Annotated in this window: 13 protein-coding genes and 1 pseudogene; 9 read left to right on the top strand and 5 right to left on the bottom strand. The window is 27.8% G+C overall.

Annotation, left to right across the window (positions count from 1 at the left end; genetic code table 11):
• A pseudogene (gene deoA, locus ACRC28_RS13985) lies at positions 1–446 on the top strand (pyrimidine-nucleoside phosphorylase); the annotation flags it as partial.
• A gap of 74 nt (positions 447–520) precedes the next feature.
• Here the strand turns inward: deoA and ACRC28_RS13980 are convergent.
• The 4 genes from ACRC28_RS13980 to ACRC28_RS13965 all read right to left on the bottom strand — a co-directional run bounded on the left by ACRC28_RS13980 (position 521) and on the right by ACRC28_RS13965 (position 4,717).
• Positions 521–1,369 (bottom strand): penicillin-binding transpeptidase domain-containing protein, encoded by an 849-nt coding sequence (locus ACRC28_RS13980; protein ID WP_438544059.1) that lies wholly within the window; start codon positions 1,367–1,369, stop codon positions 521–523.
• Between the two features lie 269 nt (positions 1,370–1,638).
• Entirely contained in the window at positions 1,639–2,556 is a 918-nt protein-coding gene (locus ACRC28_RS13975; protein ID WP_438544058.1) for an alpha/beta hydrolase fold domain-containing protein, read from the bottom strand.
• Between the two features lie 125 nt (positions 2,557–2,681).
• Complete coding sequence (locus ACRC28_RS13970; protein WP_438544057.1) at positions 2,682–3,230, bottom strand: phosphohydrolase; 549 nt, start codon at positions 3,228–3,230, stop codon at positions 2,682–2,684.
• Positions 3,231–3,340: 110 nt separating this feature from the next.
• Positions 3,341–4,717, bottom strand: a complete 1,377-nt coding sequence (locus ACRC28_RS13965) for an AMMECR1 domain-containing protein (protein ID WP_438544056.1) — start codon at positions 4,715–4,717, stop codon at positions 3,341–3,343.
• Positions 4,718–4,894: 177 nt separating this feature from the next.
• On the opposite strand from ACRC28_RS13965, the gene mprF reads away from it, so the two are divergent.
• The 8 genes from mprF to ACRC28_RS13925 all read left to right on the top strand — a co-directional run bounded on the left by mprF (position 4,895) and on the right by ACRC28_RS13925 (position 14,869).
• Positions 4,895–7,432, top strand: coding sequence for a bifunctional lysylphosphatidylglycerol flippase/synthetase MprF (mprF, locus tag ACRC28_RS13960; protein ID WP_438544055.1), 2,538 nt, complete (start codon positions 4,895–4,897; stop codon positions 7,430–7,432).
• A 2-nt stretch (positions 7,433–7,434) separates the two neighbouring features.
• Entirely contained in the window at positions 7,435–7,629 is a 195-nt protein-coding gene (locus ACRC28_RS13955) for a (2Fe-2S)-binding protein (protein WP_438544054.1), read from the top strand.
• A gap of 397 nt (positions 7,630–8,026) precedes the next feature.
• Entirely contained in the window at positions 8,027–10,027 is a 2,001-nt protein-coding gene (locus ACRC28_RS13950) for a hypothetical protein (RefSeq protein ID WP_438544053.1), read from the top strand.
• 251 nt (positions 10,028–10,278) lie between these two features.
• On the top strand, positions 10,279–10,836 hold the full coding sequence (locus ACRC28_RS13945) for an RNA polymerase sigma factor (RefSeq protein ID WP_438544060.1): 558 nt from the start codon (positions 10,279–10,281) through the stop codon (positions 10,834–10,836).
• Entirely contained in the window at positions 10,826–11,587 is a 762-nt protein-coding gene (locus ACRC28_RS13940; protein WP_438544052.1) for a hypothetical protein, read from the top strand. Before ACRC28_RS13945 ends, ACRC28_RS13940 begins: the two co-directional genes overlap by 11 nt.
• Complete coding sequence (locus ACRC28_RS13935) at positions 11,571–12,443, top strand: ABC transporter ATP-binding protein (protein ID WP_438544051.1); 873 nt, start codon at positions 11,571–11,573, stop codon at positions 12,441–12,443. Before ACRC28_RS13940 ends, ACRC28_RS13935 begins: the two co-directional genes overlap by 17 nt.
• A 4-nt stretch (positions 12,444–12,447) precedes the next feature.
• Entirely contained in the window at positions 12,448–13,710 is a 1,263-nt protein-coding gene (locus ACRC28_RS13930) for a hypothetical protein (RefSeq protein WP_438544050.1), read from the top strand.
• 13 nt (positions 13,711–13,723) lie between these two features.
• Positions 13,724–14,869 (top strand): hypothetical protein, encoded by a 1,146-nt coding sequence (locus ACRC28_RS13925; RefSeq protein WP_438544049.1) that lies wholly within the window; start codon positions 13,724–13,726, stop codon positions 14,867–14,869.
• A 47-nt stretch (positions 14,870–14,916) separates the two neighbouring features.
• On the opposite strand, the gene ACRC28_RS13920 is transcribed toward ACRC28_RS13925, so the two are convergent.
• Positions 14,917–15,560 (bottom strand): ABC transporter ATP-binding protein (locus ACRC28_RS13920; RefSeq protein WP_438544048.1); only part of this gene is annotated, 644 nt, incomplete at its 5' end.

The following is a 15,560-nucleotide window of genomic DNA, read 5'->3' as shown; positions in this document are numbered from 1 at the left end:
CAGAAACTATTGAAGATGCTAGAAAGCTTTTAATAGAAAACTTAGAAAATGGAAAAGCATTAGAAAGATTAAAAGTATTAGTTAAAAATCAAGGTGGAGATGAATCCTTTATAGAAAACCCAGAAAAACTTGTAATAAGCCAATATATGCATGAAGTGAAAGCTACAAAGAGTGGATATGTTTTTGACTTAAATGCAGAAAAAGTTGGAGTGGCATCACTTTTAACAGGAGCAGGAAGAGAAACTAAAAAAGACGCTTTAGATTATGGAGCAGGAGTTATCTTAAAGAAAAAAATAGGTGATAAAGTAGAGGCAGGAGACACTTTAGCAATACTTTATGCAAGTGATGAAGAAAAGTTTAAAAAGGCAGAAGAAACTCTTCTGCAAGGATATGTTATTGAGAATAGAAAGCCTGAGAAGGAAAGCTTGATTGAGAAATTTGTTTAGTTAATTAAGAATAAAAAATTTAAAATTTAGAATTTTTAGAGGAGTTGCATGCAACTCCTTTTTTCAGTTAAGAATTAAGAGGTTATAGTGAAGAAATTTTTATTTATGATGTCTAAGGTTATATCTTTGGCAAGACTGCCTGGGAGTTTTTTTGTTTTATCTTTTATGCGAATGGCGAAGTATGTTCTTTCATCTTCTTTTTCTAGAAAGCCTGTGAACCAACCATTTGTATCTTTGGCACTTCCTGTTTTTCCGTAGATTGCTAGGTTGTCAGTTTTTTCTATTAGCATAAAGTCTTTTACTATTTCTACATGGCTTGGATCAAAGTTTGATTTTCCTTCAAATATGTTTTCTAGTACTGATATTTGTTCTATTGGAGATATTTTTAAGGATGATGATATCCAATAAGTATTGTGTCCTTGTTCATTCCATGCTGTTAAGTTAGAGTTTCCATATTTTAAGTTGGATAATGTTTCTTGGACATAATCTTTATTTAGTGAATCCATAAGTTTTTCATAGTACCATACACAAGATTCTTTGAAGGCATCTTTAAATGGAATATCTTTATTCCAGGATTCTCGCCAATGAATAGTTCCATCATATCCAAGCTTTGAGTCTGGTGAAGTTACTACATTTTGAGATAAAGCCATTAGTGAGTTTATTATTTTAAAAGTTGAGTAGGGTGATATCTGCTCATTTATTAAGTCCTTATTATAAATATTATATGTATTAGTATCAGGAGTGAAAAACACAGCACATCCAGTAGTGTCCTTGAAACTAGAACTGTAATCTACTTCATTTCTTATAGGAGCAGTTTCTACCAGTTCAATAGGCTCATCAGTCTTAGTAGTATCAGATTTAGCACTACATCCATATAATCCTGTAAATAGTGTTAATGTTAGTAAGATAGTTAGTTTTCGCATTAAATAATCCCCTTTATATTTAAAATGTAAATAAATTATAAACTGATATGATTAAATTTCCAATAAAAATATGCTAAAAGTTAGAAGCTTTAAATAGTGAAATGGTGATTATGAAAGATAAAAATTATAAAGTTTTTTATTGAAAATGAGAATGTGAAAGATGAAATGGAAAGATATATATAAGGGTATCTAAACTAAGTACAACTGAAGTTTTGTATCTTTAGAAAGTAAAGGCACCTCTATTCCTTAAAAGATAGAGGTGCTTTTTACTAACTTCTGATAATTTCTTCAATTCTTTTTCGTGCTTTATTTCCTTCAATTGTAGGAGTTATTTCGAAGTCATGGAACATTTCTTCAAATACTAAAGTGTTATGTGTAATTTCTTCAGTATCTAGGATTTCATGAAGTTTCATAACATCAGGATAGAATATTTCATCTGTTCCAACTACTAAGCTTATTTTTCCAAGGTCATTAAAAGTTCCATAAATAGGGCTTACAAGAGGATCTTTTAAATCTGTATCACCTGCCCATAGTTTACCAAGTTTATTTAGTTGAATTGAGTTTAGTACTACATCTTTAGACTGAAAATTTTCTATCTCTGGATTTTTAGTTTCTATATCAAGCCATGGAGACATTAAGATTATATCTTTAGGTTGGTCTAATTTAACATCTCTTATTTTTTGTGCTAAAGAAAGAGCAAATCCACCACCTGCTGAATCACCCATAATAGTAACAAGGCTACTATTATCAGAATTTTTAAGTATCCATCTATAAATTTCTAAAATTATTCTAAAGGAATCCTTATAAGTGTATTCAGGAGTTTTAAAATAAATTGGGAAAATAACTCTTGCATCCAGTTTTTTAGCCATTTCATAAACAGTATCAAAATGATATTTCATAGGGTCCATAATATAAGCACCACCATGAAGATAAAGGATAACTCTTTGTTGCTTATCATTTTTGTTGTTAATTGAATAAACCTTCATTTTATTTATGTAATATTCTTCAGTCATTTTAACAGCTCTATGATGTTTAAGCATATAATCCTTGCCAGATTTACTAAGTTTATTTATAACTTCCTTTAAATCAACCTCTTTTCTTAAAGGCGTATTTTTTCTAGTAACTTTTAAAAAATTAAAAACAGCACCACCACTTAAAGATCGTTTAATTACTTCTACTTTATTCATTTGTATCACGCTTCTTTTCTATAATAATATTTATATCTTTATTATATCCCACTAGGAGATATTCTACAAAATTTATCTAGAATAAGATAAAGCCTTCTTGTTTTTAAGGCAAGAAGGCTTTAATATTAAGCATTTAATTTATTTGTTAATTCGTTGAATAGTTCTTTAAATCTATCTTCAACTTCTTTAAATGGTTCAAAACTAAAGTTTGGTTTTGATTTTAAATCTGTATCTTTGAAGTCTAGCTTTTCATCCATAAAGACTAATAATTCATGATAAAGTATTGCATCATCTACTATTCCTAGTTTTTCACTTTCTTCTTTTGTTAAATCAGAGCCTAGATATTTTTTATAAATAGTGTTTTGCAGTTTATCTTCAACCTCTAGATAAAAAGTAAGACTTTTTTTAACAGGTCTTGTTATATCTGCAAGATATGCTTCACTTCCATCGTGTAGTAAAAGTGCTAGTGCAATTCTGTTTGAATAGCCACGTGCTATTGCCTCTTCTGCACAACAAATGCTATGTTGAGCTACTGAAAAGAATTCAGATACATGTCCATTTGCTCTGCACATAAGTGATAATGAATGTGCTATATCGTCTATTAATATTAAATCAGGATTTGGATTTAATGGATTTATTTTTATTTTTGAATATGTTTTTATACTATTTGGCATAAAGAAATTCCTCCTTCGTGTATATCATATATTTAAAGATATCAGTATATTGAAGAGAGGTCAATTAAAAGATTGATAGTTATGAAAAGTTAAGATTAAAAGGAAGAGTTTTACTCTTCAAATTTAATTACTTTAAAGCGTTCTAAAGTAAAGTCTTCCTTATCATCTAAGCCTGCCATTTCTTGGACAAGATTTACTTGCTCAAAGGTATTTCTTATACCTAGCGTATTTGGAAGAAGTGATGCACTTTTGCCATTCCCACGAATTGTAACACCATAAACGTAGTAATCTAGATGAATAAATGGAACTTCTTCTCTATGTGTTACAACATAAACAGATATTTTACAAGAAAGTAGTTCGCTAAAGGTTAGCTTTGGAAATCGCTTGTCCTTAAAGGCAGCATCAAAGGTTGCCTTTATTATTTCAGATTTTAAGTTTTGTGTTTGAGGGATTACATTTCCAGCGTACCCTCTTAAAGCACCATCTAAGGAAAGCGATACAAAAACACCAAGCTTTGAATTACTAACGCCACTAGTTTCTATAATTTCAGGCTTTGGAAGATTTCCATACTTGAAGTAATATATTAAAGATTTCCTTGAGAGGGTTGTGTATGGGTTTTTATATAGTAGATTATTTAAATGATTTTCTTTTGCTATTTCCAAAAAATAATCTAAGAGACCAAAGCAAGTACCTGGAGTAAATCGTATAAGAATATGTGAGGTATTAAAGGGAGATTCATAGCTATAAATATCTGCCTTAGCATCAAGGGTATTCATTAGTCCAAGTAAAATTGCTAAGGGTTTGTAGGAACATTTACTGGCTTGCACAAGGCTTTCATTTATAGAAAGAGCTTTTACCATATCACCTTTATTTAAATCATTTATAAGGGTTTTATCAAATAAAAGACTTGATTTATCTAAAATTGATTTATTTCCTATATAGGACAGGTTCATTGAAGAAATTACCACTACATTTTTAGATGATTTTAATATAGCATCTTTAATTGCATTTCCAAACCGTATATGATCTATTTTTGATAGTAGACTATATGTTATATATACAAGCTTTGTATTTTTCTTATTTTTGTGAAAATATAGAGGAATACAAGCACTAGAAGGTAAGTTTAATGATAAGTCATGTTGCGCATTAGTTTCTGTATTTATAGGTGTTGTTAAAATACTGTATTCTTTTGAGGTTTCTATAATAGATTTAGTTAAATCTAAATCAACTTCATACTTTACAGAGAGTGTGGAAAGATTAAATTCTTCTAAGCTTCCTGATATAAAGGTTTCAGAATAAATTAAAAAAGTATCCGGAAGAATATTTTCATGGGAAGATATAAGAATTATTGTATCAGGATTAATTTCATCAATTTCATCAAAGGCTTTCTTAAATGCATTTAAGGTTTGAGGAAGCTTTCTTTTTGAATTGAAAGAAATTTCAGGGATTACATCTGAAGGATGTGGCATTAAAAAGTAATTAATCAAAATGTGTCCTCCTTTTAAAGATTAATATATTACATATAGTATTCTAATATTAAAAATAGTTATCTAAATTTTAGAGAGAGAATAAATATAAAGAGAACCTTAATTTTTTTGTATGAATATGCTTTTATGAAATATTATAGTATAATTAAAACAAAATGAATAAAAAGGTGAGAAATAATGGATTTACTAAAGAAGAAAAAACTGATTACAGGACTTAAAGTTTTGTTTGGAGTTATTATTGTAATTCTTTTAATTTTAGGAATTAAAGGATTTATGGGGAATTTTAGTATAAGAATTTTAGAAAAAGGTCTTCATGGAATGTCATATGGAAGTCTAGCATTTTTAGTTATTTTAGGTCTTATCGCATTTTCTCCTATGTGTCTTTATGATTATTTTATAAAGAAGAAATTAAACTTTGATATAAAAAACAGAAAGATATTTAAATATGGATTTATAATCAATGCAATAACTATTGTTGCAGGGGTTGGAGATGCAGCAGGAATAAGTCTTAGAACTTATTTCTATAAGGAGGAAAAGGTTGATAAAAAGACACTTTTAACTGAGATAACTAAGGTATCACTTTTAAATCCTTCTGGATTATCAATTCTGTCAATCTTATATTTAATTTTTTATGTAAGACCAAACAATTTCTTTACTATTGGAAATTTATGTGCTTTTATAATAGCTTTATATATTCCTGGAATAATAATATATAGTTACTATAAAAACAAGAAAAATAATGCTTTTGAAGAAGGAAAATATTTATTTTCTATAGTATTTTCATCATTCTTAGATTGGGCTCTTTCAATTGGATTATTTTTTGCAATCACTACAGTTTTACATACCCATTTAAGCTTTATAGCATTGTTCCCTATATTTGTAATATCAATGCTTTTAGGAATGGTTAGTATGCTTCCAGGGGCTATTGGAGCCTTTGATTTAACCATGATAGTTGGATTGAGTACAGCAGGTATTCCAAAGGAAATTGCATTATTTGCCGTATTTTTATATAGGCTTACTTATTACTTAATACCATTATTAATATCTTTAATTTTATTTTTACATGAGTTTTATATAAGAAGTAGTAAAAATACAAGAGAGATATTCTCAAGCGTTTATACTGGTGTAGGATTTATAGCCCTTAGAGTTCTAGTGCTTTTATCAGGGGTATCACTTCTCTTAAGTAATGCAATACCAAGCTTAGTATATAAAATTAAAGAACTTAGATTCTTAAGTTTAAACACTGAAATGCATTTTTCAAAAACATTGGTTATAATAGTAGGATTTTTACTTATAGTAATGGGATTTTTAATAAAAACAAAGGCAAAAAGTATTTATTATTTAACTATAATATTCTTAATAGTAGGAACAATACTTACAGTATTAAAATCCTTTAATCTTATAGCAGTTGTATATCTTTTAATTGTATTTGTCTGTGTAATTTTAAGTAGAAAGGCATTTACTAGGAAAAGCTTTAAAATAAGTGTTGAGGATATGATTGTGTGTATAGCACTTTTAGTTATTTTATGGGGAGTATATCTTATTGGAGTTTACTTAAATTATCCATATAAGCTATATAAACTACCATTTATATTTAAAAGCTTAAATAAAGATTATAGAGCACTTATAGGAACCAGTAGCTTAGGACTTTTAATTTCAATCGTATCTCTTGTAGTTATGCATTTTATAGGAAAATATAAAAATAAAATGCCTGATATGACTTTAGATAAAGTTGAAGATAAGGTAAAAGAAACATTAGAAAAGTATAATGGAACTTCACTTACTCATTTAGTTTATTTAAGAGATAAATATGTTTTTGTATCAGAAAAATATGAAGGTTTTATACAGTACGCTAAAATGTCTAATAAAGTCTTTGTGCTTGGAAATCCAGTAGGAAATATGGATACTATGAGAGAGTTTATAGAGGAGTTTTATGACTTTGTAGACCTCTATGGATATACTCCAATATTCTTTGAAGTTAGCAGTGAAATGCTTGGTATCTTACATGAATTTGGATATGGATATATGAAAACTGGTGAAGCAGCAATTGTAGATTTAAGTAAATTTACGATTGCAGGACAAAAAATGCAAAAGGTAAGAACTTGTTGTAATAAGATAACAAAATCAGGTTACACATATGAAGTTGTAGAAAAGGTTGATGAGAGGACTTTAGATAAAATGCAGGATATTTCAGACCTTTGGTTAAATGGAAGAAATGAAATGGGTTATTCTATGGGATTCTTTGATAGAGCCTATATAAAAACAGGGCCAGTTCTTTTAGTAAGAAATGAAGAAGGCGAGTTAAAAGCTTTTCTAACACTTATGCAAACCTATGGGGAAAATAAGAAATTATGCTCAGATTTAATGAGACACACAAATGATAATCCAAGGGGAGTTATGGATTATACCTTTGTAAAAGCAATGGAATGGGCTAAGGAAAATGGTTATGAAGAATTTGATATGGGTGTTGCACCACTTTCAAATGTTGGAACATCAAAATATTCTTTTTTAACAGAAAAGATAGCATATCAAATGTATTTATTTGGAGAGAGAGTTTACTCTTTTGAAGGATTAAAAAAATATAAAGCAAAATATGCTCATAACTGGGAGCCAAAATTCCTAGCATATAAAAATAAGCTAGAACTACCACTTACAACATTACAAGCAAATTTAATAGTAGAAAAAGCAGAAAAAAGAAGAGAGGAAATGAAGTAAAGATGGGATTATTTAGTAGAAAAGAAGATATTATATGCAAATGCAAAAAGGTTACTAAGGATGAAATAGTAGAAGCTATAAAAGGTGGATGTGACACTTTTTTAAAAGTAGCTGAAAAGACAGGTGCTGGAACAGGGCACTGTAAGGGAAGACGTTGTCAAGAATTAATAGAAGAATTAATCTTTCAAAATAAATAAGAAAAGAAGAGGTGATTTGTAATGAGCATACTTCAAATGATAATGTGGTTACCTGTAATAGTTGCAGCATTTATTCCATGTGCAGCATTAGTTTCATTAATTATAAATGGAGCAAAAGGGCATAAGTAATATTAAGTAAATAGTTAAAAAGATGTAGGTTATTAAATCTACATCTTTTTTGCGTGAGTGAATACTATTTATGTATATATAGAAATTAATTAATAGTTTTCTATCAGATGCTATATTTAATAAATCTTCCAAAAAAGAGATTTGTTAATAGAAATATAATAAAATTAAAATATTTTTCAAAAAACCTTTCAAAAAGTCGAAAATATGTATATAATGTGAATAAAGACACAAAAAATACAAAATTTAAACGTACGAAAGAGGTAAGAGAATGAACAATAAAAAAATACATAAGATTATAATCGCAGCAGGGTTGGCAGTAACAACTATAGGGGGAAACGCTTTAACAGCATTTGCAGATGGAACTGAAAATAAAGAAAATATAAAAATAGAACAAGCACAAGCGGTTGAATATGCAAAAGTTAGTATAAAGGTTAAAAATGAATACACAGGAAAACTTATGAAAGATACTGTTGTAAATGTAAATGGAATAAATTTAAAAACAAATGATAAAGGAATAATAGAAGAAATTCCAATGCAAGCAGGGCATTATAATCCAATTACAGTAAGTAAAGAAGGATTTGAGAAAGTAACTTTAAAAACTACAATATTTGAAGCAAATAAAAATTATATGGAAATAGCAAACTTAGCACCTGAAACAGCAAGTCATGTTGTAACTTTTATAGATAGAGCAAATGGACAACCGGTAAAGAATACAAAAGTAGACATTGGTGGAACAGAAATGACTACAAATGAAATGGGTAAAATAACAATGACAGGGCTTTGGGGTGGAAACCAAAAGTTCAATGTGAAAGTAGATGGGTTCGATAGTACAACACTTGCTTTTAAAGCTGAGGTTGGAAAAGTAGGAGAAACTACACTTGAAGTAAATCCAATAGCAAAGTATGCAAGAGTTAGCATAAAGGTTAGAAATGCACGTACAGGAGAAATGATTAAAAACACTGAATTAGATGTAAATGGAGCAAAATTAAAGACAAATAATGATGGTGTTATAGAAGATATGCCAGTACAAGCAGGGTATGAAAATCCAATTACAGTAAGCAAAGATGGATTCCAAAGTACAACTTTAAAAACTACAATATTTGAAGCAAATAAAAATTATGAAGAAGAGATAAACTTATCACCAGAGATGGTTAAACATACTATAAAAATTGTAGATAGAGTAACAGGAAAACCAGTAGCAAATACAAATGTAACTGTTGGAGGAGTAAAGTTTACTACAGATGAAGATGGTAAATTAATTTTAGAGAAGCTTTGGGAAGGAAACCAAGAGTTTGAAGTTAAAGTAAATGGATATGATACTACAAATGTTTCGTTTAAAACTGAAATTGGAAAAGAAGGAGAAACTACATTAGAAGTAAATCCAGTAGCAAGATATGCAAGAGTTAGCATAAAGGTTAGAAATGCTCAAACTGGAGATTTAATGAAAAATACTGAGTTAAATGTAAATGGAATAAAATTAAAGACAAACAGTGATGGTGTCATAGAAGATATGCCAGTACAAGCAGGACATGAAAATCCAATTACAGTAGGAAAAGATGGATTCCAAAACACAACTTTAAAAACTACAATATTTGAAGCAGATAAAAATTATGAAGAAGAAATAAATCTAGCACCTGAAACTGCAAGTCATGTTGTAACTTTTATAAGCAGAGAAACAGGACAAGCTATAGCAAATACAAAGGTAAGTATTAGTGGAGTAGAAATGACTACAGATAGCGAAGGAAGAGTTACACTAGGAGGTCTTTGGGAAGGCGCACAAAGCTTTGAAGTTAAAATAGGTGGATTTGATACTGCTACATTAAAATTTAATGCTGATGCAGATAAAGAGGGACAATCAACAATTGAAATGGAAAGAGATAATAACTTTGTAGTCCTTCCAGGGGTTATAGAACCAACTAAGCCAGAAACAGAAAAACCAGATGTAGAAAAGCCAGTTACCCCAGAAACAGAAAAACCAGATGTAGAAAAACCAGTTATACCAGAAACGGAGAAGCCAAATGTAGAGAAGCCAGATGTAGAAAAACCAGTTGTTTCAGAAAAAGAAGAAGTAAAGAAAGAAACTACTTCAGAAAATAAAAAGCAAGATAAAATTAAAGAAATAAAAACTGAAGAAGTTAAAGAAACAAATTTAGAAAATCCAGATACAAGTGATAAAGGGATTATGACATTTGTAATGGGAATAGTTATGGGAGCAGTAGCTTTAGTAGCTATAAATGGAAAAAAACTTTTTAAAGTATTTAAAGGATAATTAAAAAGAGGTAATGCAAGAGAAAAAATTGCATTACCTTTTTCTTTATTTAAAAAGCATACGTGCTCCCTTTGAGTTTTCTTTTAAATTTATTTTGAGCGATTTATCTCTCAATTTATTGTATATTTCACTTATTTTAAATACAATAAAATGGATAAAAAAACTTTTTTAGTAAATTTTAAAACTATTTTAGAATTTAATACGAATACATAGATGAAGGGATGAAAGAGAAAAAATTAAAATGAGGGGGGATAGAGATTATAATACAGAGGTTAATAAAAAAAGTAAGAAATAAGAATGATAAAAATGCTGCTAGTAAGTTGATTGAGCTTTATTACAAAGATATTTATATTTATGTTTGTAAACAAACTCAAAATGAAGAACTGTCAAAAGATTTAACACAGGAGATATTTATATCTGTATTGAAATCTATCCATAGATTTGATGAAAAAAAGGCTTCCTTTAAGACATGGATATATAAGATAGCAAGTAACAAGATAATAGATATGTATAGAACAGCTTATTATAAATATGAAACAACTGTAGATGAGATTGAAGAAAGTGTAGAGCTTTATGAAAATAGTTTTGAAGACATATTTGAAATACAGGAAGATACAAAAGAAATATTAGAAAAATTAAATACTTTTAATGCAAGTATTCAACAAATAGTTAGGTTGAAAATATTTGGTGAAATGACATTTACTCAGATAGCATTGATTTTGGAGTTGCCAGAATCTACTGTGAAGACAAAATATTATGCTACCGTAAGAAAAATAAAAAAAATGATGGAGGAAAACAATGGATTTTGATAAAGAGCAATTTAAAATAGATATTCAAAATATAGATAAAGATGTACTAGATGTAATTGTAGAAAATGGAATAAAAAAAGAAAAATCTTTTATGGGGTATGTAATTGAAGCATTTAAAGAACTTGGATTTAAAAATATATTTCATGATAAGAATGAATTGATAATGCTTATGTTTAGTGCAATTATAATATTAATTTTTTCAGTTGATACAATTTCTATTGCAAATGAAATGGAGATGTATAAATTTACTTTTATTATTTCACCACTATTTTTTTTAGTAATGGGAGTTTTTTCTATATATAATGCTAAAGAAAAGAATGCATTCCATATAGAAATGGCATGTAAATATAATATATATGCATTAATTGCAATAAGAATGTTTTTCTTTAGTATAATGTGTAGTCTGATAAATACATTAGGAATACTTATTGCAGGAATGTATGGAGAGATTAATGTTTTTAGAGGAATTCTTTTATCTATAACTAGTTTATTTATATTTTCAACTATATGTATATATGGATTAATACATTTTAAGGTGAAAATCTTAAAATATCTATTTATTGGAACATGGATAGGAATTAATATGATTTTTAATAATGTAAATAATGGAGTATATGAAGAATTTATGATAAAAGGACCAATATATATTCATATAATTATCTCGATAGTTTGTGTAGGATTATATATAAAAAGTCTAAGTAAATTAATAAATGGTAGAAAAAGGGGAGAAAGAGATGCTAGTAGTAAATAATGTTACTAAAAAATATGGTGATTTTACAGCGCTTGAAGAAATAAATTTAGAGTTTAAAAATGGTATATATGCACTTTTAGCACCAAATGGAGCAGGGAAAACAACTTTAATTAAGATGTTAACAACACTTATATTTCCAACTAAAGGAGAAATTATTTATGAAGGAACTAATATAATTTCTTTAGATGAGGAATATAGAGATATTTTAGGATATTTACCACAGGAGGTTGGATATTATAAAAATTATACATTAAATAAATTTTTATTATATATAGCAGCTTTAAAAGGCATAAAAGAAGCTATGGCTAAAAAGAAAATAGAGGAACTTTTAAAATTGGTTTCTTTAGAAGAGGTTGCAAATAAAAAATTAAAGGAATTTTCAGGAGGAATGATACAAAGAGTTGGTATAGCACAAGCCTTATTAAATGATCCTAAAATACTTATTTTAGATGAGCCAACAGCTGGATTAGACCCAAAGGAAAGAGGAAGATTTAAAAATCTTTTAAGTGAATTATCTAGAGATAAAATTATAATCATATCAACACATATAGTATCAGATATTGAGTTTATTGCAAATGAGATAGTTATGATTAAAAATCACAAAGTATTGTATAAGGATACAATAGAAAATATATGCAAAACCATAGAGGGAAAAGTATTTGAAACTATTCAAGGTTTTACAGAAAATAATGAATTTAGAAAAAAACATTTAATTATATCTGAAAAGCAAGAAATGGGACAAGTGAAAATAAGATTTATAAGTGAAGAGAAGAAAAGTGAAGAGTGGATTGAAGTTTATCCTACAATTGAGGATGTATTCTTATATCAATATAGAGATAATCAAATAGGGTGCTAGTGGGATGAATATTAAAAAATATGAAATAAAAAAAGTGATAGCATCACCAATAATCATAAGCTTAATGGTTATATTTTTTATTTATAATGGTTGGGAGATATATACAAATTCTTATATAAATGAAGAATTAAAATTTTTAAATGAAAAAATAGACAGTTTTGGATACAGAGTGGATGAAGAATTAATTCAAGATTTAGAAAGACATTCAAAACAATATATAAAAGAAGCAAATAAAATTACTAAGAGAGAGTTAAATAAGGAGTATTCATCAGGAAAAGAATTTTTAGAAAGTAAAGAACTAGAGCGTATAAGGTATGGAAATAGTTTAACAGAGGACGAAACGAAGATAATAAATGAAGTAATAGGCACAGAAATTTATAAAGAGGTAGCAATAGAAAATATTAAAGCGATAGAAAAAATAGATATAATAGAAAGACTAGAAATAGATATAAAAAGCTATGGGCTAAGTGGGGAAGTAGCAAATATAGTAAGAAAAAATTATAAAGAATTAGTGCCACGATTTGAAGAACTAAAAAGTAATAAGGAGCATAAAAACTTATATTTTTTAGGAAGTCTACAAACACATAGCTTATTATTTAGAAAAATATTCAATAAGGTGATGGCAGAGATTATTATACTAATAGTTTTAAGTGGAGCACTTTTAATAAATTATGAAAGAGATAACAAAACAATGCTATTAGTTAATGTGACTAAACGTGGGAGAAACTTAATTAAGGACAAGTTATGTGTGTATAGTGTAGTATCTTTTGCAGTTACAGGGATTATGCTAGGATTAACGCTTTTGATGTATTTTTTAGTTTTCGATTATAGTGAAATTTGGAATATACCGATTAGCAGTGCTTTAAATTGGGAATTAAGACCTACTATAACGTGGTATAGCTTATCATTTAAAGAATACCTAATATCAAGTATAGTAGTTGTATTTTTAATCTCATTTATATTTTCAGCTATTACATTTATAATAGCTTCTATTTGTAAAAATAGTTATAGAACATTCTTTATATTTTTTATATTGTTTGGGGTGGCATTTTTAATGCCAAGCTGGATAAGCGAAGAATCAAAATTTTTAATATGGAGCCATTATAATGTTTTTATATTATCATTAAATCCACATATGTGGTTTAGAGAGGCAGGATTATTTCTTACTAAAGAACATTACGAAATCATTGTAATATTCACAAATATGATTGTTGTGGGAGTATTGAGTTGTATTTGTGTTAAAAGGTTTAAGAAAGAAAATATATAAAAGTGGGGATATTATGAGAGTTATAATTAATGAAATAAAAAAATTACTTAATGTTAAGAGTATTATTATAGTTGGAATAATGGGTTTTGTAATTTGGAATATATTTATAGGGCGACCTTATATAAATTATTTTCCAATTGGATTGCCTGAGGTAGCTCACTATAATATTAGTAGTGAAATGCTTGATAAGTATGGAACGGAAATAGATGAAGAAGAAATGAAGGATTTTATTAATGATACAAAAAAATTAGAAAAAGAAGGGGATGAATATTTACAAAAAAGAGATGATGCTAAAGCAGCAGGAGTTAAATCTTACTTAGATTTTTATAACAAGCATCAAAATGATTCTATAGAAGAAATAGATGAATTACATTCAAAAATTACATTTGAGGAAAATAATGAATTAATAAGTGAGCTAGATGAGAGACAGTACTTAATTGAAAGGTATTATGATAAAGAGGACTGGTTTGAGCTTAGAAGAACAGAAAAAAATAAAGAAAGAATAGATTGGGTTTTAGAAAATGATATTTCAAATTCAGTTTTAAGTATTGTAATAGTCAGAAATTATGATTGGATTATTTCAAATTTTTCTATACTTATTATAATCACAATAGCTTTTATAATATCAACTATATTTATAAAAGATAAAAAAAATAAAATGAATTATTATCAATATACAACTAAAATAGGAAGAAGATTAACACATAAAAAAATTATTGCAGCATTAGTAACGAGCTTTTTAGTAGTAACCATAGAGATAGGAATACTATTTTTCTTATATTCACAAAATGGAACATTAAAGTTTTGGGACTGCAGTATGAATGGAATATTTTCAGATTATACTTTATGGTTTAATTTAACATTTGGAGAATATATAATTCTTTCAATAATATTAATGTATCTACTAACATTTATAATAACAAGCATTACTTTGTTTGTAGGAAATAAGGCTAAAAGTTATATATCCTTAATAGGAATACAAATTCCAATAATGGCAGTTTTGATAGGTGGATTTAAATTATTTGGTCTATATGAAATGACAGTTGTTGGAGGGCCTAAATATTTTATACATGTATTATATATGGGTTTATTTATAATATCGTGTATATTAATAAGAAAAATAATTAAAACAGAAAAAACTAGAAATATTATTGAATAATAAATTATAAAGCAGTAAGAATAGAAATATCCTTACTGCTTTATAGATTATTTAAATAACATACGAGCTTCTTTTGAATTGAATTCTACTATTTTATAGAAGAAGTCACTTTGTGACATATCTCCTCTGATTAATTCATGTTCAATTTTTCCATCTCTTAAGAAGATAACTCTATGTCCATAACTTGCAATCATATTATCATGAGTAACCATTACGATTGTTTTTTTGTCATTTTCATTAAAGTCTTTTAGTATTGATAATACTTCATGAGAGTTTTTTGAGTCTAGGTTTCCTGTTGGTTCATCTGCAAAGATTAAGTTTGGTTCATTTACAAGTGCTCTTGCAATTGATATTCTTTGAACTTGTCCACCAGAACATTCTGATGGGAATTTTGTAAGAATATCTTCTATACCAACACGTTTTGCAATTGAAGTTGCAAGGGTTTTTACTTCTTCTACTGTTTTAGTTGAATTTAGTGTTAGTGGAATTGCTATATTTTCAAGTACTGTTAAGTTTGGTAGTACATTAAAGTTTTGAAATATGAATCCAAGCTCTTCTCCTCTAAATTTTTCAATATTAGAGTCAAATATTTTATTTATGTTAGTTCCATTAAAGAAAAGCTTTCCACTTGTTTTTGTATCAAGAGTTGACATTGTGTTTAAAAGTGTTGATTTTCCAGAACCAGAAGGTC

Origin of the sequence: Clostridium sp. (assembly GCF_051650885.1) — a bacterium.
GTDB lineage: Bacteria > Bacillota > Clostridia > Clostridiales > Clostridiaceae > Clostridium.
Note: the sequence above shows the minus strand (reverse complement) of the source record. Positions and strands in the feature narration are given on the sequence as shown.

Excerpts from the sequence above, each read along its gene's own strand:
- mprF (WP_438544055.1), top strand. The coding sequence starts at position 4,895 with ATGGATTTACTAAAGAAGAAAAAACTGATTACAGGACTTAAAGTTTTG.
- ACRC28_RS13930 (WP_438544050.1), top strand. The coding sequence starts at position 12,448 with ATGAATATTAAAAAATATGAAATAAAAAAAGTGATAGCATCACCAATA.
- ACRC28_RS13925 (WP_438544049.1), top strand. The coding sequence starts at position 13,724 with ATGAGAGTTATAATTAATGAAATAAAAAAATTACTTAATGTTAAGAGT.
- ACRC28_RS13970 (WP_438544057.1), bottom strand. The coding sequence starts at position 3,230 with ATGCCAAATAGTATAAAAACATATTCAAAAATAAAAATAAATCCATTA.
- ACRC28_RS13950 (WP_438544053.1), top strand. The coding sequence starts at position 8,027 with ATGAACAATAAAAAAATACATAAGATTATAATCGCAGCAGGGTTGGCA.
- ACRC28_RS13980 (WP_438544059.1), bottom strand. The coding sequence starts at position 1,369 with ATGCGAAAACTAACTATCTTACTAACATTAACACTATTTACAGGATTA.
- ACRC28_RS13955 (WP_438544054.1), top strand. The coding sequence starts at position 7,435 with ATGGGATTATTTAGTAGAAAAGAAGATATTATATGCAAATGCAAAAAG.
- ACRC28_RS13935 (WP_438544051.1), top strand. The coding sequence starts at position 11,571 with ATGCTAGTAGTAAATAATGTTACTAAAAAATATGGTGATTTTACAGCG.
- ACRC28_RS13975 (WP_438544058.1), bottom strand. The coding sequence starts at position 2,556 with ATGAATAAAGTAGAAGTAATTAAACGATCTTTAAGTGGTGGTGCTGTT.
- ACRC28_RS13940 (WP_438544052.1), top strand. The coding sequence starts at position 10,826 with ATGGATTTTGATAAAGAGCAATTTAAAATAGATATTCAAAATATAGAT.